This window comes from Edwardsiella anguillarum ET080813 (assembly GCF_000264765.2).
Lineage (GTDB): Bacteria > Pseudomonadota > Gammaproteobacteria > Enterobacterales > Enterobacteriaceae > Edwardsiella > Edwardsiella anguillarum.
In genome coordinates this window covers 2,456,062-2,479,708 of sequence record NZ_CP006664.1, presented here as the reverse complement: position 1 = coordinate 2,479,708, position 23,647 = coordinate 2,456,062, and the positions used below count along the sequence as shown (strand labels likewise).

The window sequence follows — 23,647 nt, the reverse complement described above, 5'->3', positions numbered from 1 at the left end:
AGCTGCCAGCGGCGGGTCGACTTTGCTATGATGCAACGATTCATCCTGTCGTGGAAGACATCCTGTGCCACCGTTAATTTGGCTTATCGAAGATCGGGCCACCGCCGCTGACCCGCTGATCTATACGCTGGAAACGGAAGGGTTTAATGTATGCTGGTTTAACCATATCCAGCCCGCCCTTGACGCCCTTAAACAGCAATCCCCGCATTTGGCTATCATTCAGCTGACGCTGCCCGACGGCAGTGGTCTGGCGCTGGGTCGCCACCTGCAGGAGCGCCACCCCGCGCTACCGCTGCTCTTTCTGGCCGGCGCCCCCGGGGAAGCCGCGCAGGCCAGCGCTGCCGCGCTGCCGCACAGCGCCGTCATTATTCCCCCCTTTTCCGCCCGTGAAATCTGCGTGCGTATGCGTACGCTGCTACCGCATCCGGAAAAGATGGGCACCAAGGCGACCCGCCTGGAGTGCTATGGCAACTTTACCCTTAACGATAGCCGCGACTGTGCCCACTATTTTGGCCATGCCCTACAGCTGAACCACTGCGAATACCTGTTGCTGAAAACGCTGCTGCAGGGACGGGGAAAGGTGTTTTCCCGCAGCCAGTTGAACGATCTGCTGCGCCCGCTGAATGAGAAGGGCGGCGAGCGCAGCGTCGAGCGCCATATCAAGACGCTACGGGCCAAACTGCAGCGGATCACGCCCCATGATATCCCGCTCAACGCGCACCACGGCGTCGGATTCAGCATCGAGTAAACGCCCGCGCGGCCCACTGTTCCGATTTCCAAAGCCCGTGGATTGGCCTATATTAGGCCTCTTTCCCGTTACAGCTGATTAACCTTCATGAAAGAAATCGAGAAACTGATCGCCAACAACCAGGCATGGTCACAGCAGGTAAAGGAGGATAATCCGACCTTCTTCGCCAAGCTGGCAGAATCCCAGCGTCCGCGCTTTCTGTGGATTGGCTGTTCGGACAGCCGGGTGCCGGCGGAGCAGCTGACCGGTCTACAGCCGGGGGAACTCTTTGTACACCGCAACGTCGCCAATCTGGTTATTCATACCGACCTGAACTGCCTCTCCGTGGTGCAGTATGCGGTCGACGTGCTGCAGGTTGAGCACATCATCATCTGCGGTCACCTGGGCTGCGGCGGTGTCGAAGCCGCCGTCACCAATCCGGAGCTGGGGCTCATCGACAACTGGCTGCTGCATATCCGCGATATCTGGTACAAGCACAGCACCCTGCTGGGTGAGCTGCCGCCGGAAAAGCGCATGGATACGCTGTGCGAGCTGAACGTGATTGAGCAGGTCTACAATTTGGGACACTCCACCATTCTGCAATCGGCGTGGAAACGCGGGCAGAAGGTGATGATCCATGGCTGGGTCTACGGTCTGCAGGACGGTCGTTTGCACGATCTGGACATTACCACCATCAGCCGTGAGAGTCTGGAAGTGCGCTACCGCAACGCCATGGCCAAGCTGCTACAGCAGCAGAACCAGGAAGGTTAATCCGCGCGGGTTAATAAAAAAACGCTTTCCGTTCAACGTATTAATTTTCCGTACAGATGACCGTACGTGCAGTAAAAAGGCGACCCCAGGTCGCCTTTTTCACCGCTACGCGGAATTACTCTTCCAGCATGGTAACTTTGCCGATATAGGGCAGATAGCGATAGCGCTGAGCGTAGTCGATGCCAAAGCCCACCACGAACTCGTCGGGGATCGAGAAACCGATATACTCCACCGGAACTGCGACCTCGCGACGGCTCGGTTTGTCCAGCAGCGTGCAGATGGCCAGCGAGTTCGGGCCACGCAGGCTAAACAGCTCGCGCACCTTGCTCAGGGTATTGCCGGAGTCGATGATATCTTCAACGATGAGGACATCCTTATCGCGGATGTCCTCATCCAGATCCTTGAGGATCTTGACATCACGGGAGCTGTTCATGGCGTTGCCATAGCTGGAGGCCGTCAGAAAGTCGACTTCATGCGGTACGCTGATCTGGCGGCACAAATCGGCCATAAAGATGAAGGAGCCGCGCAGCAGCCCCACCAGCACCAGCTCTTTGCCACTGTTACGGTAATGATCGGAGATCTGGCGTCCCAGTTCAGCTACGCGTGCCTTGATCTCCTGTTCAGAGATCATGACTTCTACGGTATGTTTCATCGCTTTTACCCTGCGTGCGTGCCGTCGCGTGGGCGGACGGCAAAATCAATCTGTCCTGCGCCCGGCGGATGGCTCCACTCCTCGGCACAAAACAGCGCGGTTTGTTAAGGGCGCAGAGTATAGCAGGCCGAGGTGGCGACTTAAACGGGTCTGCTGCCCTAAGGTACGAAAAGCCCCCCGACATGCCCGCGCGCCGAGCGGCATAAAATCCGCCTCAATTACATATTAAAAGTGAATATCAGACTGTAGTCATACCGATGAAATATGATACCGTCATAGCACAATAACAAATCGTGTTTTCCGGTATGAAAAAATCCTCTCTGCTAGTGCTATTGTTGGGCTTACTCAGTATCACGACCTCCAGTCGAGCGCTGGATGAGATGCAGGCGGAAGATCTGGCTGATTTAACCGCCATTTTCGTCTATTTGAAAAATGACTGTGGCTACCACGACCTCCCCAACAATCAGATTAAGCGGGCGATTGTCTTCTTTGCCAGCCGCAACGGCTGGGATATGAGCAATTACAACACCAAGAAGATGAAAAAGCTGGGTGAAGAGAGCTACCACGATTTAAGCCGCATCGCCATGCCGGTGGAAACCAAGTGCAAATACCTGGCCCGCGACTCGCTGGGACTGCTGGCCTACGCTAACTGATCTCTCACCGGCGCGCGATACGCCGCCGCGTTCAGCGCCTGCCTATGTGAAATCATTTCACCTTCCCGCCTCCTGCGCCCTATAACATAAACATGCTACAGTCAGCGCCTGGGCATAACAGGGAGGATGGCCATGAAACACCGAGCGACATTACTGGGCGTGTGCGCCATTCTGCTGTGGAGCATGAGCGTAGCCCTGACGCGTAGCCTGGCCGAGACCCTCGGCCCTACCGCCGCGGGCGCCGCTATCTACTCTTTGAGCGGCCTGCTGGTATGGTGCGCGGCGGGAAAACCTGCCGTACGCGGTCAGCGAGCGGGATACCTGTTCGGCTGCGGTGCCCTGTTCGTGTTCTATATGGTGGCCTTCGCCCTGGCCATCGGTCTGGCGGATAACCGGGCCCAGACGCTGGAGCTGGGGCTGATCAACTACCTGTGGCCTAGCCTGACGTTGCTGTTCGCCGTCCCGCTGCTGGGGCTGCGCGTACGCTGGTGGCTCTGGCCCGGCGCGCTGCTGGCCTTCAGCGGCGTCGTCTGGGTCGTCGGCGGTGACGCCGGCGTCGATCCCGCCGCCCTGTACCGCAATCTGAGCGGCAATCCGCTGGCCTACGCCCTGGCCTGCGGCGCCGCCTTTGCCTGGGCCATCTACTCCAACCTACTGCGCTACTATCAGCCCAGCCGCGGTGCCCTGCCGCTGTTTCTCTTGATGACGGCCCTGTGTCTGTGGCTACTATGGCTGCTGACGCCGCAGCCTCCGCTGCGCATCACCCGCGCGGCGCTGGGCGAGCTACTGCTGATGAGCGGCAGCACCGCCATCGCCTATCTGTGCTGGGATCAGGCCATGAAAAAGGGCAACGCCACCCTGGTCGCCGCCCTCTCCTACTTTACGCCGCTGCTGTCCATTGCCATTGCCGCGCTATGGCTGGCGGCGTCGACGCCGGCCAGCCTGTGGTCCGGCGTGCTGCTGGTGGTGGTGGGCTCACTGCTGTGCTGGAGCGCCAGCCGCCGGACGGACGCGACGGCCCGCCACGGTTAGCGCTGCTGAATAAAGCTGCGGTAGCGCGCCAGCACCTGTAGAAAATCCTCCAGCCCGCACAGCGAGAGGCTCTCTTCATCGTAATAGCGCATACCGTCATCCAGCGCATCGCCCTCCAGCGCCAGCTGGTTCGCGCGCACCATCACCTCTTCGCTGTCCAGCCACAGGGTGTACTCATGCCCCTCCAACTGCCACTGCCGTTCGCTACCCTTCAGCGCCGCGGCCTCCTGCTCGATGCGCGACAGCAGCGCCAAATCTCCCTTGACCTCTTCATTAAGCCAGTGCCCGACGGCCTCATGCCCCATCGAAAACAGCGCGATCACCTGGCCTCCAATATCATGGCGAAATTCATAATCCACAGCCAGCCCTCCCTCTCAGCCCCATCTGGGGACTCTTTTTCAGTGTAACCCAGCGCCGTGATGCGGCCTGAAATCCGGCTCGCAATCTGCAAAAAATAACGCGGAGACTGGGTCTCCGCGCTGTGTGGCGAGCGATTTCAGCAAAAAAGCCCCAGGGGGTCAATAGGGGCGGGCATCCCGCCGGCTATGCACTCCCGGCGCCAATATCACGCTCCAGCCCCTGCGCTACGTCCGATGGAATGCCCAACGCCTGCGCCAACGCATCCAGATAGCTACGCTCCATAAAATGGTCGATGTCGATGACCGTACAGCTCACAGTATAAATCTCCAGCGCCTCCTCTTCGTCCTGTACCTCGCGAGACAGCAGGTGTGGATCGAGGGGACGCTCCAGCGCCTGGCGCACCCAAACGCGCGCCTCATCGCCCAGCGCCAGCCGCGTCATAGCATCGTCGATGGCCTGCTGCTCCCGAGCATCGATGTGGCCATCGCTTTTCGCGGCAAACACCAGCGCCTGCACCAGACGCCGCGCGCGCGCATCGGGCGGTGCGCTCTGCTGACCGTACTGTGGCTCATCGCGGTGCGTCTCTCTCACCCGCTCGCGGTATTTGTTCCACAGCAGGGCACCGATCGCAGCGCCGCCGCCGAGCAGCAGGGCATTCTTACCCAGCTTTCCCGCCTGCTTACGCGCGGATTTATTCCCCAGCAGCACGCCGGCCAGGCCACCGAGCGCCGCCGGCGCCAGCAGTTTACCCAGCCCTTCGCCGCCGCCGCGCTTAGCGTCGCCCAGCAGCGACTGTAGTTGATCCATCCAGCCTTTTTTCATCTCCACTCTCCCCGCATCGGCCCAATAACGTTAGGTTACGAGGTTAAACGTCAAGTTATGTCGACGCCATGCAATGCTATGTAACACCGGTAATAAAAAGGGGGGAGCCCGCACAGACGGACTCCCCCGCAATCGCCCTGAGGACGCGCTTATACCGCGGTCTGGAAGATCACCTGCCCGGCCTTCTCGGTATACTGCGTCAGGCGATTAAAGTTGAGATAGCGGTAGGTGTCTGCCGCCGACGCCCCCACCTGCGCCATAAACTGCTGATACTGCGCGACGTCCGGCAGCTGACCCAGCAGGGCCGCCACCGCCGCCAGCTCGGCCGATGCCAGATAGACGTTGGCACCGGTGCCGAGGCGGTTCGGGAAGTTACGCGTCGACGTCGATACCACCGTCGCCCCGTCGGCCACCCGTGCCTGGTTGCCCATGCACAGAGAGCAGCCGGGGATCTCTACCCGCGCGCCGCTCTTGCCGAACACGCTGTAGTACCCTTCCTCCGTCAGCTGCGCGGCGTCCATTCGGGTCGGCGGCGCCACCCACAGTCGCGTCGGCAGCTGCCCCTGATGGCTGTCAAGCAGCTTACCGGCGGCGCGGAAGTGGCCAATATTGGTCATGCAGGAGCCAATAAAGACCTCATCGATCTTCGCCCCGGCCACCTGTGACAGCAGGCGGGCATCGTCCGGATCGTTGGGGGCGCACAGAATAGGCTCTTTAATCGCGTCGAGATCGATCTCGATCACCGCGGCATATTCGGCGTCAGCGTCCGCCTTCAGCAGCTGCGGATCGGCCAGCCATTTCTCCATGGCGCGGATGCGCCGCTCCAGGGTGCGACGATCGCCGTAGCCCTCGGCGATCATCCAGCGCAGCAGCACGATATTGGACTGCAGATACTCCACGATCGGCTCACGATCCAGCTTAATGGTGCAGCCGGCCGCCGAACGCTCCGCCGAAGCATCGGCCAGCTCAAAGGCCTGCTCGACCTTCAGCTGCGGCAGCCCTTCGATCTCCAGGATCCGTCCGGAGAAGATGTTCTTCTTCCCCTGTTTCTCGACGGTCAGCAGCCCCTGCTGAATCGCGTGGTAGGGGATGGCATGGACCAAATCGCGCAGGGTGATCCCCGGCTGCATCTGCCCTTTAAAGCGCACCAGAACCGACTCCGGCATATCTAGCGGCATCACCCCGGTCGCGGCGGCGAACGCCACCAGGCCGGACCCCGCCGGGAACGAAATCCCGATAGGGAAGCGAGTATGGGAGTCGCCGCCGGTGCCCACAGTATCCGGCAGCAGCATCCGGTTCAACCAGGAGTGGATGATGCCATCGCCCGGGCGCAGCGCCACCCCGCCCCGGTTCATGATAAAGTCAGGCAGCGTATGGTGCGTCTGCACATCGATGGGCTTGGGATAGGCGGCGGTGTGGCAGAAGGACTGCATCACCAGATCGGCGGAGAAGCCCAGGCAGGCCAGATCCTTCAGCTCATCGCGCGTCATCGGGCCGGTGGTATCCTGTGAGCCGACGGAGGCCATCCGCGGTTCGCAGTACTGACCGGGACGTACGCCGGCCACGCCGCAGGCGCGCCCCACCATTTTCTGCGCCAGGGTATACCCCCTGCCGCTGTCGCTGACCGCTTTGGGCTGGCGAAAGACATCGCTGGGCGGAAGATCCAGTGCCTCGCGCGCACGCGCCGTCAGCGCCCGGCCGATGATCAGCGGAATACGTCCGCCGGCGCGCACTTCATCTAGCAGCACCTCGGTCTTCAGGACAAAGGTCGCCAGCAGGGAGCCGTCGGCATGACGGCGGATCTCCCCCTGATAGGGGTAGATATCAATGGCTTCACCGGTCTGCAGCTGGCTGACGTCCACCTCGATCGGCAGCGCGCCGGCATCCTCCATGGTGTTAAAGAAGATCGGCGCGATTTTACCGCCCAGCACGACGCCACCGGCCCGTTTATTGGGCACGAAGGGAATGTCCTCCCCCATCAGCCACAGCACCGAGTTGGTCGCCGATTTACGCGAGGATCCCGTGCCCACCACGTCGCCGACGTAGGCCAACGGGTACCCCTGCCCGGCCAGCGCCTGCAGCTGACGGATCGGCCCCACGGCGCCGGGCTGATCCGGGGTGATGCCATCGCGCGGGTTCTTCAGCAGCGCCTGCGCGTGCAGCGGAATATCGGGGCGGGACCAGGCATCCTGCGCCGGAGACAAGTCGTCGGTATTGGTTTCACCGCTGACCTTGAAGACGGTCACCGTCAGCTTATCCGCCAGCGCCGGACGGGACAGGAACCATTCGGCATCGGCCCAGGACTGCAGCACCTGGCGGGCAAACGGGTTCCCGGCGCGCGCGCGCTGCTCTACGTCGTGGAAGCTGTCGAAAACCAGCAGCGTGTGGGACAGCGCGCCGACGGCGATCGGCGCCAGCGCCGCGTTATCCAGCGCCTCAATCAGCGGATGAATGTTATAACCACCCTGCATGGTTCCCAGCAGCTCCAGCGCCTTGGCGGCGCTGACCAACGGCGAGTGGGCCTCGCCCTTCACCAGCGCGGCCAGAAAGGCCGCCTTCACATAGGCAGCCTCATCGACGCCCGGCGGCACCCGGTTGGTCAAGAGATCCAGCAGCAGGGCCTCTTCGCCCGCCGGCGGTGACTTCAGCAGCTCAACCAGCGCTGCCATCTGTGCCGCATCCAGCGGCTTAGGAACCACACCCAGGGCCGCCCGCTCGGCGACGTGCTCACGGTATTCTTTTAGCACGACTCGACTCCTCGCTCTCATTGTCATTGTAGATACCGGGATGCCGGTAGCGTGCCGTGCCCTAACCCATCGCCTGACCGCCTGTCGGATACCCGGATAGCCTTTTCAGCATATCAGCATTCAGCCACCGTGTTAAATGGTTTACAAAAAAGTAACATAACCGCATAAAACCATTTTTGACCAGGCAAAACGTACGATTAACGCACAGATCTGACCTGTTTTACGTTTACCCCCGGCGATTTTTCTGTATCATGCCACGCTTTCAGCGGCCTGGGAGGCGACGATGTCATTGACGACCACGCACTCGCGTTGCCTGACCCTGCTGCAAATCCTCTCCCTACTACTGGCCGTCGGCGCGCTGTTTTACCTTATCGAGGTCAGCCACAGCGAAAACGCGCTGGCGCTGGACAGCGGCCTGAGCGGGCAGGAAATGCTGGATCACGATGGCTTTCTGTGGGGAATGAACTACTTTCTCTGCTCACTGGGACTGGGGATCTGCATACCGGCCCTGGCCTTTTTTATCGGCTTTCGCTATGACTGACGGCAGTGACGGGCAAAAAAAAACGGCTCCCGATGGGAGCCGTTTTTGCGTTATCTCACGCGATTATTTCTTCTTCGCCTTCGCATTCGGCAAATCGGTGATGCTGCCTTCATAAACCTCAGCCGCCAGGCCGACGGACTCATGCAGGGTCGGGTGGGCATGAATCGTCAGGGCGATGTCTTCCGCGTCGCAGCCCATCTCGATGGCCAGGCCGATCTCACCGAGCAGTTCGCCGCCGTTGGTGCCGACAATCGCCCCGCCGATGATGCGGTGGGACTCTTTATCGAAGATAAGCTTGGTCATACCGTCGGCACAGTCAGAAGCGATGGCGCGCCCCGAGGCCGCCCAAGGGAAGGTGGCGGTTTCGTAGCTGATGCCTTTCTCGCGCGCCTCTTTTTCCGTCAGACCAACCCATGCAACCTCCGGCTCGGTATAGGCGATAGAGGGGATCACCTTCGGATCGAAGTAGTGCTTCATTCCGGCGATCACCTCTGCGGCAACGTGTCCCTCGTGAACCCCTTTGTGCGCCAGCATCGGCTGGCCGACGATATCGCCGATGGCGAAGATGTGCGGCACATTGGTACGCAGCTGCTTATCCACGTGAATAAAACCGCGCTCATCCACCTCAACCCCGGCCAGCCCGGCGTCGATCAGCTTACCGTTCGGCACGCGACCGATGGCCACCAGCACGGCATCATAGCGCTGCGCCTCTGCCGGGGCCTTCTTGCCTTCCATGGAAACATAGATCCCGTCTTCACGGGCCTCCACGGCGGTGACCTTGGTCTCCAGCATCAGGTTAAAGCGTTTGCCGATACGCTTGGTAAAGACTTTCACCACGTCCTTATCGGCAGCCGGGATCACCTGATCGAACATTTCAACCACGTCGATCTCGGATCCTAGCGCATGATATACCGTCCCCATCTCCAGGCCGATAATCCCGCCGCCCATCACCAGCAGGCGCTGCGGTACACTGTTCAGGGCCAGCGCGTCGGTTGAATCCCATACGCGCGGATCGTCATGGGGGATAAACGGCAGCTGGATGGGACGGGAGCCGGCGGCGATGATCGCATTATCAAAATGGATCACCGTCTGCCCCGCCTCCCCGTCAACCGTCAGGGTATTGGCCGAGGTAAACTTACCCAGCCCGTTGACCACCCGCACCTTACGGCCTTTGGCCATACCGGCCAGGCCGCCGGTCAGCTGGCCGATCACCTTCTCTTTCCAGGTGCGGATCTTGTCAATGTCGGTCTTCGGCTCACCGAACACGATACCGTGCTCCGCCAGCGCCTTGGCCTCTTCAATCACTTTAGCCACGTGCAGCAGGGCCTTGGAGGGGATACAGCCGACGTTCAGGCACACCCCGCCCAGGGTGGAGTAACGCTCGACAATAACGGTCTCCAGCCCCAAATCCGCGCAGCGGAACGCCGCAGAATACCCTGCCGGGCCCGCCCCAAGTACCACGACCTGAGTTTTGATTTCAGTACTCATCATGACCTCTTTATTGTTTTTCCGGCGGCGTGGATGCACCGCGATGGCACCCAGACCGACCGTCCGCCGCCCCACGGGCTGACATTACCGCGGCGCTGCGGCCTCCGCCGGGACACCCGTCGCGTCCCACAGTTTACAGAAATGTTAATAATTCTGTAAAGGGATGATCCGTCGACGTCTGCCTCTGACGGCATGGCTGACGCGAGCCAGCGCCTGCCATACCGCGAATTAAGAAAAAGGCCGGCGCATGCGCCGGCCCTCGGCTTACATCACCAGGCGGCGGATGTCAGACATCACGCTGTTGATGAAGCTGATAAAGCGGGCACCGTCGGCACCGTCGATCACCCGATGGTCATAGGAGAGCGCCAGCGGCAGCATCAGGCGCGGCGCAAACTCTTTCCCATTCCATACCGGCTTCATCGACGACTTGGATACCCCCAGGATCGCCACCTCCGGTGCGTTGACGATCGGCGTAAACGCCGTGCCGCCGATACCGCCCAGGCTGGAGATGGTAAAGCAGCCGCCCTGCATGTCCGCGGCGGTCAGCTTACCGGCGCGCGCCTTGGCTGAGATCTCCGCCAGATCGCGCGACAGCTCGATGATTCCCTTCTTATTGACGTCGCGCAGCACCGGAACCACCAGACCGTTCGGCGTATCGACCGCGACGCCAATGTTGATGTACTTCTTCAGCGTCAGACGCTGGGCATCCTCAGACAGGGAGCTGTTAAAGCGCGGCATCGCCTCCAGCGCCTTGGCCACCGCCTTGATGATAAACACCAGCGGGGTAATTTTAACCCCCAGCTTGCGCTTCTCGGACTCCACGTTCTGCTGTTTGCGGAACGCTTCCACCTCGGTAATATCGGTCTCGTCAAACTGGGTGACATGCGGGATCATCACCCAGTTGCGGTGCAGGTTGGCGCCGGAGATCTTCTGGATACGCCCCAGCTCAACCTCTTCCACCTCGCCGAACTTGCTGAAGTCCACCTTCGGCCACGGTAGCAGACCCGGCAGAGAGCCCCCGGTTGCCGCCGCCGGCGCGGTTTCAGCGCGCTTAATCAGCTCCTTGACATAGGCCTGCACGTCTTCACGCAAGATGCGGCCTTTACGTCCACTGCCTTTTACCTTGGCCAGGTTAACGCCAAACTCGCGCGCCAGACGGCGGATCACCGGCGTCGCATGCACATAGGCGGCGTTTTCGGTGAACTCACTCTGCGCCTGTACCGCCGCAGGCGCGGTGGCTACCGGCGCACTTACCGGCGCCGCGGCCGCGGGGAGAGATGCCGACGGCGCAGGCGCGCTGCCCGCCACGCTGAAGGTCATGATCGGCGAGCCGGTTTTCACCTTATCGCCCACGCTGACCGTAATGGTGCTGACCACCCCGGCGAACGGCGCCGGCACCTCCATCGAGGCCTTATCGCCTTCGACGGTGATCAGCGACTGCTCTGCGCTGACGCTGTCGCCGACCTTAACCAGAATTTCGGTGACCTCAACTTCATCGCCGCCGATATCCGGCACGCTGATCGGCTGGCTGGCGGCGGCCTGGGCCACCGGTACGGCGGGCGCGACGGCCGGCGCTGCCGCGGCAGGAGAGGCCGCACCCGCGATGCTGAAGGTCATGATCGGCGAGCCGGTCTTCACCTTGTCACCGGTGGCAACCGTGATGGATTGAACCACCCCGGCGAACGGTGCCGGCACCTCCATCGAGGCCTTATCGCCTTCGACGGTGATCAGCGACTGCTCCGCGCTGACGCTGTCGCCGACCTTCACCAGGATCTCGGTGACTTCCACTTCATCGCCGCCGATATCCGGTACCTGAACGTCACGCACCTGCGCGGCGGCAGCCGGAGCCGCTGCCGGCTGTGCCTGGGCCGCCGGTTGGGCGGCATCTGCCGCCTCAAACTCCATGATCAGAGAGCCGGTTGTGACCTTATCGCCCACCGCAACCTTGATGGCACTGATCACGCCGGCCTGCGGCGAGGGAACCTCCATTGAAGCCTTGTCGCCCTCAACGGTGATCAACGACTGCTCCGCATCGACCCGGTCACCAACTTTCACCAGAATTTCAGTGACTTCTACTTCATCCGCACCGATGTCCGGTACATTGATTGCAATTGCCATTATTCCGTACCTCTTATGCCAGACGCGGGTTTACTTTTTCCGGATCGATATTGAACTTGCCGATGGCGTCCGCCACCACGGAAGCGGCGATCTCCCCGCGTTTTGCCAATTCACCCAGTGCCGCCACGACCACGTAGGAGGCATCGACCTCAAAGTGGTGACGCAGGTTTTCACGGCTGTCGGAACGGCCGAAGCCATCGGTGCCCAGCACGCGGTAATCGCTGGCCGGAACATAGGTGCGTACCTGCTCGGCAAACAGCTTCATATAGTCGGTAGACGCCACGGCCGGCGCATCGCTCATCACCTGAGCGATGTACGGTACACGCGGGGTCTCCAGCGGATGCAGCATGTTCCAACGCTCGCAGTCCTGGCCATCGCGCGCCAGCTCGGTGAAGGAGGTCACACTGTACACATCGCTGCCAACGCCATACTCTTCAGACAGGATACGCGCGGCCTCGCGGACGTGGCGCAGCATAGAGCCGGAGCCCAGCAACTGAACCTTGCCCTTGTCGCCAGACTGCGTATCCAGCTTGTAGATCCCGCGGCGGATACCCTCTTCAGCGCCCTGCGGCATCGCCGGCATGTGGTAGTTTTCGTTCAGCGTGGTGATGTAGTAGTACACGTTCTCCTGCTTCTCACCGTACATGCGCTCCAGACCGTCGTGCATGATCACGGCCACCTCGTAGGCATAGGCCGGATCGTAGGAGATGCAGTTCGGGATCGTCAGAGACTGAATATGGCTGTGGCCATCTTCGTGCTGCAGACCTTCCCCGTTCAGGGTGGTACGCCCGGAGGTGCCGCCGATCAGGAAACCGCGCGCCTGCTGGTCGCCCGCCGCCCAGCACAGGTCGCCGATGCGCTGGAAGCCGAACATGGAGTAGTAGATGTAGAACGGGATCATCGGCAGATCGTTGGTGCTGTAAGAGGTGGCTGCCGCCAGCCAGGATGCCCCGGCGCCCAGCTCGTTGATCCCCTCCTGCAGAATCTGTCCTTTCTCGTCCTCTTTGTAGTAGGCCACCTGCTCGCGGTCCTGCGGGGTATAGCGCTGGCCGTTCGGGCTATAGATCCCAATCTGACGGAACAGCCCTTCCATACCGAAGGTGCGCGCTTCGTCGGCGATGATCGGTACCAGGCGATCCTTGATGGACTTGTTCTTCAGCATCACGTTCAGCGCACGCACGAAGGCGATGGTGGTCGAAATCTCTTTGTTCTGCTCTTCCAGCAGGGCGGAGAAGTCCTCCAGCGCCGGCAGATCCAGGCGCTCGCTGAAGGTCGGGCTACGGGTCGGAACATAGCCCTGCAGCGCGGCGCGGCGCTCGTGCAGATAGCGCGCCTCTTCGGAGGCGGCGTCAAAGGTGACGTACGGCAGCTTCTCCAGATCGGCATCGGCCACCGGTACGCTGAAGCGATCGCGGAAGTGACGCACGCCATCCATGTTCATCTTCTTAACCTGGTGGGCGATGTTCTTGCCTTCGGCGGTGTCACCCATGCCATAGCCCTTGATGGTATGCACCAGGATCACCGTCGGCTGGCCCTTGGTCTCTTCGGCTTTCTTAAAGGCGGCGTAGACCTTCTTCGGATCGTGGCCGCCGCGGTTCAGCGCCCAGATCTCATCGTCAGACATGTCCTTGACCAGCTCCGCGGTTTCCGGATAGCGGCCAAAGAAGTGTTCACGCACATAGGCACCATTCTTTGACTTGAAGGTCTGGTAGTCACCGTCCAGGGTCTCATTCATCAACTGGATCAGCTTGCCGCTGGTATCTTTACGCAGCAACGCATCCCAGCGGGAGCCCCAAATCACCTTGATCACGTTCCAGCCCGCACCGGCGAAGATGCCTTCCAGTTCGTTGATAATCTTGCCGTTCCCCGTCACCGGGCCATCCAGGCGCTGTAGGTTGCAGTTAATGACGAAGCACAGGTTGTCCAGCTTATCGCGGGTGGCAATGGTGATGGCGCCCTTGGATTCCGGCTCATCCATCTCACCGTCGCCGAGGAAGGCGTACACGCGCTGCGCCGTGGTGTCTTTCAGACCGCGGTGGTTCAGGTACTTCAGGAACTTAGCCTGATAAATCGCGCCCAGCGGCCCCAGGCCCATGGAGACGGTCGGGAACTGCCAGAACTCCGGCATCAGCTTCGGATGCGGGTAAGAAGAGAGCCCCGTGCCGTGAACCTCCTGACGGAAGTTATTCAGTTGCTCCTCGGTCAGGCGTCCTTCCAGGAAGGCGCGCGCATAGATCCCCGGAGAGATATGACCCTGGAAGTAGACCAGATCGCCGCCGTCCTTCTGGTTGCGGGCGCGGAAGAAATGGTTAAAGCACACTTCGTAAACCGTAGCGGAAGACTGATAGGAGGCCATGTGACCGCCCAGCTCCAGATCTTTCTTCGACGCATGCAGGACGATCATCACCGCATTCCAGCGCATGGCGATACGGATACGACGCTCCAGCTCCAGATTCCCCGGATAGGCCGGCTCATCTTCCGGAGCTATGGTGTTCACGTAATTGTGGGCCAGCGCAGCGGAAGGCAGATTAACGCCGCCCTGACGGGCGGAATTCAGTACCTGATCGATCAGATACTGCGCGCGCTCTACGCCTTCTTCACGGATGACCGATTCTATCGCCTGCAGCCAATCGCGGGTTTCGATCGGATCCACGTCATTGAGTAAACGATCTGACATGGTGGTATTCCTTATCTGTCTAAATGGGTTGTCTGGAGCCTGTCTTCCTGCGCTCTGCTGCCAAAACGCACGAAGACAGGCCCAATCGGTGAGTTGCCTAGTGTTAACATCGGCGCGCGTGCCCCGAAGGACTACGCACGAACCAATTTTCAATCCTTACGCTGCTGGAGCAGCCGCAGCGAGCGCTCACGGCGGCTGTGCTCGCGACTCATCTCCAGCAAAATATCTTCAATAAAGGCCAGATGACGGTGTGATGCCTCACGTGCACGCTCTGGCTCCCGGGCGATAATGGCCGCAAAGATACTGGCCCGGTGATCGCTGACCAGCGCCAGCATTTCGCGACGCGCATAGAGCAGCTCGAAATTCTGTTTTACGTTCTTTTCCAGCATCGGCGCCATGCAGCGCAGCAGGTGAAGCAGCACCGCGTTATGAGCGGCTTCGGTCACCGCCACCTGATACTGCATCACCGCATCGGCCTCGCCGTCCAGATCCCCCGCGGCCTGGGCGTTTTCAATCGCCAGATGGCACTCATGCAGGCGAACAAAGTCCTCGTCGGTGCCGCGCAGCGCGGCATAATAGGCCGCGATCCCCTCCAGGGCATGGCGGGTCTCCAACAGATCGTATTGGGATTCCGGGTGGGCCGCGAGCAGCTCTGCCAGCGGGTCGCTGAAGCTTTGCCAGAGATTGGCCTGTACGAAGGTGCCACCACCCTGACGGCGCAGCAGCAGACCTTTGGCTTCTAGGCGCTGAATGGCCTCGCGCAGAGAGGGGCGGGATACATCGAACTGCTTCGCCAGTTCGCGCTCCGGCGGCAGCTTTTCCCCGGGACGCAGCGTTCCTTCCAGGATCAGATACTCCAATTGCTGTTCGATCACATCGGATAGCTTGGGCTGGCGGATTTTGCTGTAGGCCATGTGGCAATGTCTTCTCTGAGCGTAGGTGACGTTCTCATCGGAGAACCGCAAAGTAAATTGGTATTACCAATTTCAAAAACATGACCTCAAAGTAACAAAATCTTCACCACTTGTCCATACAACTATTGATGTAAATCATGAAATGTCGCGTTTGTTAACAATCAATAATCAATAAAACACCAGCGTGATAACCAAGTAAGGGTATTACTTTTTACCTTTTCGCGTTCGAAGTTAACGTTTTATAAACGGCGAGTCACGCGAGCTGAAGCGTGAAAACCAGTCACTACAAGCATTTATATACAAAATAAATGAATAGAAAAACAGAACGGGCAACGCACCTATCGTCCATCGCTGCGATACGGCCGCAGAGCGTCTCCGCCCCCATGCACAGACGGTCTGCGGCATAGGCCCAACGCGCCTTCCCCCCATTCCAGCCACAGCGGCACAAGAAATCGGATGCATTTTTTTTCGCTTACCATTATTCTCAGTTCGTTGGTAGATTCAGAACAGATTTTAATATGTTCTCAATGTAAAAATAAAATTACGTTTTTTGTATTGTTATAATGACAGAATGGCGCTGGCAGTATCCCTGAACAGAGCCGGATGAGGGTAAGAGATATGAGTGAGCAACACGGCGAGCAGCTACACCGTGGCCTGAAGAATCGCCATATACAGCTGATCGCCCTAGGCGGCGCCATCGGCACAGGGCTGTTTCTAGGGATCGCACAAACCATTAAAATGGCCGGGCCATCGGTGCTGCTGGGCTACGCCATCGGCGGATTTATCGCCTTTCTGATCATGCGCCAGCTGGGTGAAATGGTGGTCGAGGAGCCGGTGGCCGGTTCATTCAGTCACTTTGCCTACAAATACTGGGGGGACTTTGCCGGTTTTGCCTCCGGCTGGAACTACTGGGTGCTGTATGTGCTGGTCGCTATGGCCGAGCTGACGGCCGTGGGCATCTATGTACAGTACTGGTTTCCGGACATCCCGACCTGGGTCTCCGCCGCAGTCTTCTTCCTGCTGATCAACGCCATCAATCTGGCCAACGTCAAAATCTACGGCGAGCTGGAGTTCTGGTTCGCCATTATTAAGGTGGTCGCCATCATCGGGATGATCCTCTTTGGCGGCTGGCTGCTGTTCAGCGGGCACGGCGGCCCCGAGGCCGCCGTGAGTAACCTGTGGGATCAGGGCGGATTCTTCCCCAATGGCGTCATGGGGCTGGTCATGGCTATGGCGGTGATCATGTTCTCTTTCGGCGGTCTGGAGCTGGTCGGGATCACCGCTGCGGAGGCCGACGATCCGCAGCGCAGCATCCCCAAGGCGACCAATCAGGTCATTTACCGCATTCTGATTTTCTACATCGGCTCTCTGGCGATCCTGCTCTCCCTCTACCCGTGGGGTAAGGTGGTCGAGGGCGGCAGCCCGTTCGTCATGATCTTCCACGCGCTGGACAGTAACCTGGTCGCCACCGTCCTCAATATCGTGGTGCTGACCGCGGCGCTGTCGGTCTACAACAGCTGCGTCTACTGCAACAGCCGTATGCTGTTCGGCCTGGCCCAGCAGGGGAATGGCCCGCGGGCACTGCTCAAGGTGGACGGGCGCGGTGTCCCGGTAGTGGCGATCGGCCTCTCAGCGGCGGCCACCCTGCTGTGCGTACTGATTAACTACCTGATGCCGGGCAAAGCCTTCGAGCTGTTAATGGCGCTGGTCGTCTCCGCGCTGGTGATAAACTGGGCGATGATCAGCGTCGCGCATCTGCGTTTTCGGGCGCAGAAAAACCGCGAAGGCGTGGTTCCCCGTTTCCGCGCCTTCTGGTACCCGGCGGGCAACTATCTGTGTCTGCTGTTTATGGCCGCCATCCTGGTCATTATGTTCCTTACCCCGGGGATCCAGATTTCGGTACTGTTAATCCCGCTATGGCTGGTCGTACTGGCCGTCGGCTATGCCATCAAACAGCGTTCGCGGCAACACAGCGCACGCCTCCCCGACTAGCGCGCGGCGCTGCCAAATAAAAAAACCGGCGCTATCTCTCGCGCCGGTTTTTTTTCGCCTATCGCACGCGGTCGCTTATCCCGCTAGAGCAGCGCACCATAAATGGTCAGTAGCGCCACCGCCACGATCAACACCAGCGTAATGCGCCGCGCCAGCGTCACCGCCGCCAGCGGCGTCTTTACCCCATCCAGGTGCGGATCGCGTGCCAGCGAAAGCTGCGCCAGCCCCGTCAGCACCTGGTACTGGCCGCTCCGCAGATCGCCCAGCGATGCCAGCCAGGCCGGCAGCGCACGCTCACCGTGCCCCAGCAGGGCGTAGGCAATCCCAGCCAGCCGCACCGGGATCCAGTCGACCCAGTGCAGCAGACGATCGATCCCGGCCTGCGCGCGCATCAGCGGGTCGGCCTGGCGGGTCAGCCAGGTCTGATAGGCCCGCAGCAGCGCATAGCCGCCGAGCGCCACCGGGCCGTAAGGCCCGGCTATCACAAAATAGAACAGGGGCGCCAGATAGAAGCGATAGTTGATCCACACCAGCACGCTCTGCAGCTCACGCAGGCGGACCTCCGGACGCGTATCGGCCGACAGCCCCGGGATCAGCGCCAGCTCCGCCGTCATCTGCGTCATCGCATCCTGCTCTCCCCGCCGCGCCGCTTTCATATAGGCGCGATAGTCGCGGCGAATCGCCCCCGCGCCAAAGCACAGCAGCCCGATGAAAACCCACATCAGCAGCGTCGGCAGGCCGAAAAACAGCCCCTTAATCCCCTGGAGTAGCGCGCCGATCAGTAGCATCCACAGCAATAGCAGCAGCAGCGTTTTAGCCAGCGATACCCGCTTTATGCGGGCAAACGGCGGGACAAGACAGCGATCCAGCTGCCAGCGATCCCCCAGCTTAAACAGCCGCTCCCAGCCCAAAACCAGCAGTAGCGAGAATAACGTCATCTCCGGTAGCTCTCTCTTCAGTGACGATCGGGTGTAGCTGCGGATCCGGCCAACGCCGCCCGCAGTAAACGGTGGTACTCATCCCAGCGAAACGCCGGGCCGGGATCAGTTTTACGCCCGGGGGCGATATCGCTATGGCCGGTCACCCGCGCCGGTGACATCGGATAGTGACGCATCAACAGCGCGCTGATCCGCACCAGCGCCCGATACTGCTGCGGGGTATACACCTGCGTATCCGTCCCCTCCAGCTCAATGCCCACAGAAAAATCATTACAGCGCTCGCGCCCTTGATAGCGTGATACGCCGGCATGCCACGCCCGGCGTTCAAAGGGCACATACTGGACAATCTCCCCATCACGCCGGATCAAGCAGTGCGCAGAGACCCGCAGCCCCTGCAAACCGACAAAAAAAGGATCGCCGTCACACGCCAGCGTACCGCTGAACAAGTGGTCGATATAGGGGCCACCGAACTTTCCCGGAGGCAGACTGATATTGTGGATCACCAGCAGGGAGGGACGCTCCCCCTGCGGACGCGCATCACAATGTGGCGACGGCACGCGCCGCGCGCCCGTCAGCCACCCCTGCTCTAATTGCATCACTAACGCGACCTCCCGCGATTCAAACTGCCTACAGGGTAGCATGATTCGCCGCTCGCGCCGCCTCCTCCCCGCGAGAAGCCACTGAAAAACGCCGCCCCATTCTATAGCACACGCCGCACCGACGATGGACACAGGCGCAACCGATACAGCTAAGCCACGGCGCGGCGCGCAGCCTGCGTCAGCGCGGCTCGTCGGCAGCGGCCCGCTCGGGCACACTCTCCAAACGCAACCCGTGGAGGTATCTATGTCATCACAGCACGGCTTCACCCTGCTGGAGCTCATGATCGTAATCGCTATCATCGCCATTCTCGGCGCCATAGCCGTACCGGCCTATCAACGCTACCTGCAAAAAGCGGCCATGACGGATGTTCTGCAGGCGGTCACCCCCTATCGCACCGAGGTCGAACTGTGTGCACTGGAGCAGGGCAGCCTTGCCGCCTGCAGCGAAGCGCAGCTGGGGTTGGCGGCGTTTCCGCCGTCGGCCTATGTCAGCACACTGAGCGTCGATGCGGGCATTATCTCGCTGAGCGGCCAGCAGACGCTGGCCGGTCTGCGGGTGACGCTAACGCCAATGCTAGATCGCAGCGCGGGCACTCTGCGTTGGCAACAGCGCTGCCAGAGCGAAGATAATAACGCCGCGCTGCTGGAGGCCTGTCGCAGCGTCCTGCGAGAAACCGACGGCGGAGAGAGACCATGAGCGATCTCCAGCGACTCTGCCGCCGCTATCGCTGCCGTCTGCTGCATCAGGATCGGCACAGCATTATCGTCGGCGGGCTGAACGAGGCGCCCGCCGCGCTGCTGGAAGCCATCCGCTTTGCTACCGGACTGGATGCCCAGTGGCGCCCCCTGAGCCGCCGGCAGTCAGAGGAGGAAGAGACGCTGTATCCCGCCACGGAGGATAGCCAAACCGCCCCACAGCTGGAGCAGCTGCTGCTCCATGCGCTGCGGCGACGCGCCTCCGACATCCATCTGGAGCCGCAGGAGACCCGGGGACACGTACGGCTGCGCATCGACGGGGTACTACACCCGCTGACGGACTACCCCACGCTGCAATTCACCCGCTTAGTGACTCGCCTGAAGGTATTGGCCGGTCTGGATATCGCCGAGCGACGCCTGCCTCAGGACGGCCAACTGCGTATCCCCCTGGGTGAGCAAACGCCCAGCTTTCGCCTCTCTACGCTCCCGACGCTGCACGGTGAAAAAGCGGTGCTGCGCCAGGTCAGCACCCGGGAAACGCCCCGTAGCCTAGCCCGGCTAGGGCTGAGCCCCACACAGCGTCAGACGCTGGCTCAGGCATTAGCGCAGCCCCAGGGCCTGATCTTGGTGACCGGACCGACCGGCAGCGGAAAAACCGCGACCCTCTACGCCGGACTACGCCGGCTGAACGCGCAGACGCTCAATATTTGCAGCGTTGAAGATCCCATTGAAACACCGCTGGACAACATCAATCAGACCGCGATAGCCCCACGCGCCGGGCTGCAGTTCGCCACCGTACTACGCGCCCTGCTGCGCCAAGATCCCGACGTCATCATGATCGGGGAAATCCGCGATGAAACCACCGCGCATATCGCCGTTAACGCCGCCCAGACCGGACATCTGGTGCTCTCGACCTTACATACCAATAGCGCCACCCAGAGCCTGACCCGCCTGCTACAGCTGGGTATCGCGCCCTATCTGCTGGCCGACAGCCTGCTGTTGGTCATCGCCCAGCGTCTGGTACGTCGCCTGTGCCGCCACTGCCGCCAGCGGGAGCCTGGCGCCACTCGTCCCAGCTGGCTGCCGGGCGAGTGCGCCCACTGCAGCGGCGGCTACCGCGGCCGGCGCGCCCTGTTTGAACTGCTGACGCCGACGCCCACCCTACGCCAGGCCATGCGCAGCGGCGCTGACAGCGCCCGGCTGCAGCAGCTGGCCGAAGCGCAGGGGATGATCCCGCTGCACACGACGGCCCACCGCCTGGCCGAACAGGGCAAGACCTCCTGGGGGGAGGTTCTACGGGTGCTGGGACCGCAGGCGTGAAGCCCCGGCTGTATCACTGTCGGCTCCTCGATCGGGATGGCAGGGGATGGATGGAAACGCGGCTCAGCCTCAGCCGCCGCCATCTGCGCCGCGACCTTGCGGCGCACGGCGTCCTGCCCCTCGCCATCGTCACCGCCCGTCGCCCGCTGCGCTATCGCTGGCATGGCGGCGCCTGCAGTGACTTTATTACCCAGTTGGCCGATCTGCTGGAGGCCGGGGTACCGCTGCTCCCGGCGCTGGATTTGATGGCTAACGGGCACCCTCACGCCGAGTGGCGGGCGCTGATCCATCAGCTGAGCCGCGAGGTTGCCGATGGGCTGACACTCTCCCAGGCGCTGCGCGGGCAGCCCGCCATTTTTCCCGCGCTGTACGGTCGAACTCTGGCGGCGGCGGAGCAAAGTGGTGCGCTGGCCGACGTCTGCCGCCAGCTGGCCCACCAGCAGCAGCAGGCGCACGCGCTGCGCCAACGCCTGCTGCGTGCGCTACGCTACCCGCTGTTCCTGCTGTCGGTCGCGCTGCTGATCGCACTGGGCATGCTGCTAACCCTGCTGCCGCAGTTTGCCCAGCTGTACGCATCGCTCGATGCGCCGCTGCCCTGGCTGACCCAGCAACTCCTGACGCTGGCCGATGCCCTGCGTCGGGGGTGGCACTGGATGGCCGCGGGTATCCCGCTGGCCGGACTCGCGCTGGTCGCGCTGCGCCGCCGCGGCCCACGGATGCGGGGCGCGCTGCAGCACCTCGCCCTGCGCCTTCCGGGCTATGGCATTCTGCTGCGCGATGTCACCCTCGCGCAGCTGTTTCAGATGCTGGCACTGATGCTACAGGCCGGGATCACGCTGCCGGCGGCGCTAAACTGCTGCCGCCGCTCTCTACCGCTGGCAGCCTATCGCCGCGCCCTGCATACCGGCGTGCTACGCCTGCGTCAGGGAGAGTTGCTCTCAGCGGCCCTGCGCGATCCGCGTCTTTTTCCGCCCCAGTGCCGACAGCTGATCCGCCAGGGTGAGGCCGCGGGGCGCCTCGCCGCTGTCAGTCGCCATCTGGGGGAGTTCTATCGCCACAGCGCACAGCGGCGCGGTGAGACGCTGGCCTCACTGGCGGAGCCGGCCATGCTCATGATAAGCGCGGCCCTGATAGCCCTACTGGTGCTGGCCATGTACCTGCCGATTCTGCATCTGGGCAATGTAATGCAATAACGCCGGCGATCGCCGGCGTTATTGATACAGGGCAGAGCTCGCGGCGCAGGCGCTCAATCGGCCCGGCCAAAGACACGGTTCTCCTGCTCGGCCACCCGGATAAATGTCGTACGCTTGGTCAGCTCTTTGAGACGCGACGCCCCGACATAGGTGCAGGCAGAGCGCAGGCCGCCCAGAATATCACGCACGGTATTTTCCACCGGACCGCGCAGCGGCAGGCTAACGGTCTTCCCCTCCGCCGCGCGATAGTCTGCGACGCCGCCGACGTGGCGGTTCATCGCCGAGGCCGAGCTCATACCGTAGAACAGCATCATCTTGCGCCCCTGCTCTTCGACAATGCGTCCTTCGCACTCCTCATGGGCCGCCAGCATGCCGCCCAGCATCACGAAGTCAGCGCCGCCGCCAAACGCTTTGGCCACGTCGCCCGGCACGGTACAGCCGCCATCAGACACGATCTGCCCGCCCAGCCCGTGCGCGGCATCAGCGCACTCAATGACGGCGGAGAGCTGCGGGTAGCCGACGCCGGTCTTGACCCGGGTGGTGCACACGGAGCCGGGGCCGATGCCCACCTTGACAATATCGGCCCCGGAGAGGATCAGTTCCTCCACCATCTCACCGGTGACCACGTTACCGGCGCAGATCACTTTGTCCGGGCAGGCGTCGCGCGCCCTGCGCAGAAAGTCAACGAAGTGTTCGGAATAACCGTTGGCGACATCGATACAGATGAACTTCAGGGACGGGGAGAGCGCGAGGATCTGACGCAGCTTGATAAAGTCCGCCTCGGAGGTCCCAGTCGAGACCATCACATGGCGCAGCGTCTCTTCACCGACGCTGGAGACAAAGCTCTGCCACTGCTCCACGCTGTAGTGCTTGTGCACGGCGGTCAGCACATCAAAACCGGCCAGCACCCGCGCCATGCTAAATGTGCCGACGGTATCCATGTTGGCCGCGATCAGCGGAACACCTGACCACTGCCAGCCGCTGTGCTTAAAGCGATACTCGCGGGCGAGCTCAACATCAGAGCGGCTTTTCAGCGTAGAACGCTTCGGGCGGATCAGGACATCCTTAAAACCCAGCTTCAGATCTTCTTCAATGCGCATGAGATACTTTCCTGGTTAATGGCGACAATATTAGAGAAAATGTGATCATACAAACGATTGGCTGCTGTATGACGCCAGTTCCAGTGACGTTATCATACGCAGGAATAACGCGGCGACAAGTCTGCTTTTTCAACAAAATTTCAGGTACACTGTTCTGAATTTACCCACGATAATCGGCCTCAGCATCCTCTCGGTATCGTCTTCTGCCGCACGCGTGACTTGCACTTACCGTCAGGTCCATTATGATCCGCAGGTTCGCCGATTTTTCCGCGCAGCTCACGCCCGCGCACAGTCTCGCAGGATCTCC

General features: G+C 61.2%; 20 protein-coding genes. 9 read left to right on the top strand and 11 right to left on the bottom strand.

Features of this window, described 5'->3' with window-relative positions; all coding sequences use genetic code 11:
- Positions 1-64: 64 nt before the first annotated feature.
- Together ETEE_RS11125 and can are read left to right on the top strand one after the other, a co-directional pair.
- Positions 65-748: a winged helix-turn-helix domain-containing protein gene (locus ETEE_RS11125; protein WP_034163168.1), complete on the top strand. Its 684-nt coding sequence runs from the start codon at positions 65-67 to the stop codon at positions 746-748.
- Positions 749-835: 87 nt separating this feature from the next.
- Positions 836-1,498 (top strand): carbonate dehydratase, encoded by a 663-nt coding sequence (gene can / locus ETEE_RS11120; protein ID WP_012847542.1) that lies wholly within the window; start codon positions 836-838, stop codon positions 1,496-1,498.
- Between the two features lie 115 nt (positions 1,499-1,613).
- Here the strand turns inward: can and hpt are convergent, their stop codons facing one another.
- Positions 1,614-2,150, bottom strand: a complete 537-nt coding sequence (gene hpt / locus ETEE_RS11115; RefSeq protein WP_012847541.1) for a hypoxanthine phosphoribosyltransferase — start codon at positions 2,148-2,150, stop codon at positions 1,614-1,616.
- Between the two features lie 305 nt (positions 2,151-2,455).
- Here hpt and ETEE_RS11110 point away from each other — a divergent pair, with 305 nt between their 5' ends.
- Complete coding sequence (locus tag ETEE_RS11110) at positions 2,456-2,803, top strand: YacC family pilotin-like protein (RefSeq protein ID WP_034163274.1); 348 nt, start codon at positions 2,456-2,458, stop codon at positions 2,801-2,803.
- A gap of 132 nt (positions 2,804-2,935) precedes the next feature.
- Positions 2,936-3,835, top strand: coding sequence for an aromatic amino acid DMT transporter YddG (gene yddG / locus ETEE_RS11105; protein ID WP_034163167.1), 900 nt, complete (start codon positions 2,936-2,938; stop codon positions 3,833-3,835).
- On the opposite strand, the gene ETEE_RS11100 is transcribed toward yddG, so the two are convergent.
- The 3 genes from ETEE_RS11100 to acnB all read right to left on the bottom strand — a co-directional run bounded on the left by ETEE_RS11100 (position 3,832) and on the right by acnB (position 7,764).
- Positions 3,832-4,194, bottom strand: a complete 363-nt coding sequence (locus ETEE_RS11100; RefSeq protein WP_034163166.1) for a YacL family protein — start codon at positions 4,192-4,194, stop codon at positions 3,832-3,834. The two genes, yddG and ETEE_RS11100, sit on opposite strands and share 4 nt — an antisense overlap.
- 184 nt (positions 4,195-4,378) lie before the next feature.
- The gene (locus tag ETEE_RS11095; protein ID WP_034163165.1) at positions 4,379-5,017 is read right to left on the bottom strand and encodes a tellurite resistance TerB family protein; all 639 of its coding nucleotides are present in this window, start codon (positions 5,015-5,017) and stop codon (positions 4,379-4,381) included.
- 149 nt (positions 5,018-5,166) lie between these two features.
- On the bottom strand, positions 5,167-7,764 hold the full coding sequence (gene acnB / locus ETEE_RS11090; RefSeq protein ID WP_034163164.1) for a bifunctional aconitate hydratase 2/2-methylisocitrate dehydratase: 2,598 nt from the start codon (positions 7,762-7,764) through the stop codon (positions 5,167-5,169).
- A gap of 283 nt (positions 7,765-8,047) precedes the next feature.
- On the opposite strand from acnB, the gene ETEE_RS11085 reads away from it, so the two are divergent.
- Positions 8,048-8,305, top strand: a complete 258-nt coding sequence (locus ETEE_RS11085) for a hypothetical protein (protein ID WP_034163163.1) — start codon at positions 8,048-8,050, stop codon at positions 8,303-8,305.
- A gap of 63 nt (positions 8,306-8,368) precedes the next feature.
- Here the strand turns inward: ETEE_RS11085 and lpdA are convergent, their stop codons facing one another.
- From lpdA to pdhR, 4 genes are all read right to left on the bottom strand, one after another.
- The gene (lpdA, locus tag ETEE_RS11080; protein ID WP_162207672.1) at positions 8,369-9,793 is read right to left on the bottom strand and encodes a dihydrolipoyl dehydrogenase; all 1,425 of its coding nucleotides are present in this window, start codon (positions 9,791-9,793) and stop codon (positions 8,369-8,371) included.
- A 264-nt stretch (positions 9,794-10,057) separates the two neighbouring features.
- On the bottom strand, positions 10,058-11,911 hold the full coding sequence (aceF, locus tag ETEE_RS11075) for a pyruvate dehydrogenase complex dihydrolipoyllysine-residue acetyltransferase (RefSeq protein WP_034163162.1): 1,854 nt from the start codon (positions 11,909-11,911) through the stop codon (positions 10,058-10,060).
- 13 nt (positions 11,912-11,924) lie between these two features.
- Positions 11,925-14,588: a pyruvate dehydrogenase (acetyl-transferring), homodimeric type gene (gene aceE / locus ETEE_RS11070; RefSeq protein ID WP_034163161.1), complete on the bottom strand. Its 2,664-nt coding sequence runs from the start codon at positions 14,586-14,588 to the stop codon at positions 11,925-11,927.
- A gap of 149 nt (positions 14,589-14,737) precedes the next feature.
- Complete coding sequence (pdhR, locus tag ETEE_RS11065; RefSeq protein WP_034163160.1) at positions 14,738-15,502, bottom strand: pyruvate dehydrogenase complex transcriptional repressor PdhR; 765 nt, start codon at positions 15,500-15,502, stop codon at positions 14,738-14,740.
- A gap of 618 nt (positions 15,503-16,120) precedes the next feature.
- Between pdhR and ETEE_RS11060 the strand changes: the two genes are divergently transcribed.
- On the top strand, positions 16,121-17,494 hold the full coding sequence (locus ETEE_RS11060; RefSeq protein WP_034163159.1) for an amino acid permease: 1,374 nt from the start codon (positions 16,121-16,123) through the stop codon (positions 17,492-17,494).
- Between the two features lie 83 nt (positions 17,495-17,577).
- Here the strand turns inward: ETEE_RS11060 and ampE are convergent, their stop codons facing one another.
- Together ampE and ampD are read right to left on the bottom strand one after the other, a co-directional pair.
- Complete coding sequence (gene ampE / locus ETEE_RS11055) at positions 17,578-18,432, bottom strand: beta-lactamase regulator AmpE (RefSeq protein ID WP_034163158.1); 855 nt, start codon at positions 18,430-18,432, stop codon at positions 17,578-17,580.
- Positions 18,433-18,449: 17 nt separating this feature from the next.
- Positions 18,450-19,028 carry a 1,6-anhydro-N-acetylmuramyl-L-alanine amidase AmpD gene (gene ampD / locus ETEE_RS11050; RefSeq protein WP_034163157.1) on the bottom strand — a complete coding sequence of 193 codons (579 nt, stop codon included), beginning with the start codon at positions 19,026-19,028 and terminating at the stop codon, positions 18,450-18,452.
- A gap of 247 nt (positions 19,029-19,275) precedes the next feature.
- On the opposite strand from ampD, the gene ppdD reads away from it, so the two are divergent.
- Genes ppdD through ETEE_RS11035 form a run of 3 tightly spaced genes read left to right on the top strand, consistent with a single transcriptional unit; the run spans position 19,276 to position 22,240 of the window.
- Positions 19,276-19,728 (top strand): prepilin peptidase-dependent pilin, encoded by a 453-nt coding sequence (gene ppdD / locus ETEE_RS11045; protein ID WP_034163155.1) that lies wholly within the window; start codon positions 19,276-19,278, stop codon positions 19,726-19,728.
- Complete coding sequence (locus tag ETEE_RS11040; RefSeq protein ID WP_034163154.1) at positions 19,725-21,047, top strand: GspE/PulE family protein; 1,323 nt, start codon at positions 19,725-19,727, stop codon at positions 21,045-21,047. Before ppdD ends, ETEE_RS11040 begins: the two co-directional genes overlap by 4 nt.
- Positions 21,048-21,097: 50 nt before the next feature.
- The gene (locus tag ETEE_RS11035; RefSeq protein WP_034163153.1) at positions 21,098-22,240 is read left to right on the top strand and encodes a type II secretion system F family protein; all 1,143 of its coding nucleotides are present in this window, start codon (positions 21,098-21,100) and stop codon (positions 22,238-22,240) included.
- 53 nt (positions 22,241-22,293) lie between these two features.
- Here the strand turns inward: ETEE_RS11035 and ETEE_RS11030 are convergent, their stop codons facing one another.
- Entirely contained in the window at positions 22,294-23,340 is a 1,047-nt protein-coding gene (locus ETEE_RS11030) for a GMP reductase (RefSeq protein ID WP_034163152.1), read from the bottom strand.
- Between the last annotated feature and the right edge of the window lie 307 nt (positions 23,341-23,647).

Bases quoted from the DNA above. Each gene is read 5' to 3' on its own strand.
- can (WP_012847542.1), top strand. From the start codon at position 836: ATGAAAGAAATCGAGAAACTGATCGCCAACAACCAGGCATGGTCACAG.
- hpt (WP_012847541.1), bottom strand. From the start codon at position 2,150: ATGAAACATACCGTAGAAGTCATGATCTCTGAACAGGAGATCAAGGCA.
- ETEE_RS11110 (WP_034163274.1), top strand. From the start codon at position 2,456: ATGAAAAAATCCTCTCTGCTAGTGCTATTGTTGGGCTTACTCAGTATC.
- yddG (WP_034163167.1), top strand. From the start codon at position 2,936: ATGAAACACCGAGCGACATTACTGGGCGTGTGCGCCATTCTGCTGTGG.
- ETEE_RS11095 (WP_034163165.1), bottom strand. From the start codon at position 5,017: ATGAAAAAAGGCTGGATGGATCAACTACAGTCGCTGCTGGGCGACGCT.
- ETEE_RS11085 (WP_034163163.1), top strand. From the start codon at position 8,048: ATGTCATTGACGACCACGCACTCGCGTTGCCTGACCCTGCTGCAAATC.
- lpdA (WP_162207672.1), bottom strand. From the start codon at position 9,793: ATGAGTACTGAAATCAAAACTCAGGTCGTGGTACTTGGGGCGGGCCCG.
- aceF (WP_034163162.1), bottom strand. From the start codon at position 11,911: ATGGCAATTGCAATCAATGTACCGGACATCGGTGCGGATGAAGTAGAA.
- aceE (WP_034163161.1), bottom strand. From the start codon at position 14,588: ATGTCAGATCGTTTACTCAATGACGTGGATCCGATCGAAACCCGCGAT.
- pdhR (WP_034163160.1), bottom strand. From the start codon at position 15,502: ATGGCCTACAGCAAAATCCGCCAGCCCAAGCTATCCGATGTGATCGAA.
- ETEE_RS11060 (WP_034163159.1), top strand. From the start codon at position 16,121: ATGAGTGAGCAACACGGCGAGCAGCTACACCGTGGCCTGAAGAATCGC.
- ampE (WP_034163158.1), bottom strand. From the start codon at position 18,432: ATGACGTTATTCTCGCTACTGCTGGTTTTGGGCTGGGAGCGGCTGTTT.
- ampD (WP_034163157.1), bottom strand. From the start codon at position 19,028: ATGCAATTAGAGCAGGGGTGGCTGACGGGCGCGCGGCGCGTGCCGTCG.
- ppdD (WP_034163155.1), top strand. From the start codon at position 19,276: ATGTCATCACAGCACGGCTTCACCCTGCTGGAGCTCATGATCGTAATC.
- ETEE_RS11040 (WP_034163154.1), top strand. From the start codon at position 19,725: ATGAGCGATCTCCAGCGACTCTGCCGCCGCTATCGCTGCCGTCTGCTG.
- ETEE_RS11035 (WP_034163153.1), top strand. From the start codon at position 21,098: ATGGAAACGCGGCTCAGCCTCAGCCGCCGCCATCTGCGCCGCGACCTT.
- ETEE_RS11030 (WP_034163152.1), bottom strand. From the start codon at position 23,340: ATGCGCATTGAAGAAGATCTGAAGCTGGGTTTTAAGGATGTCCTGATC.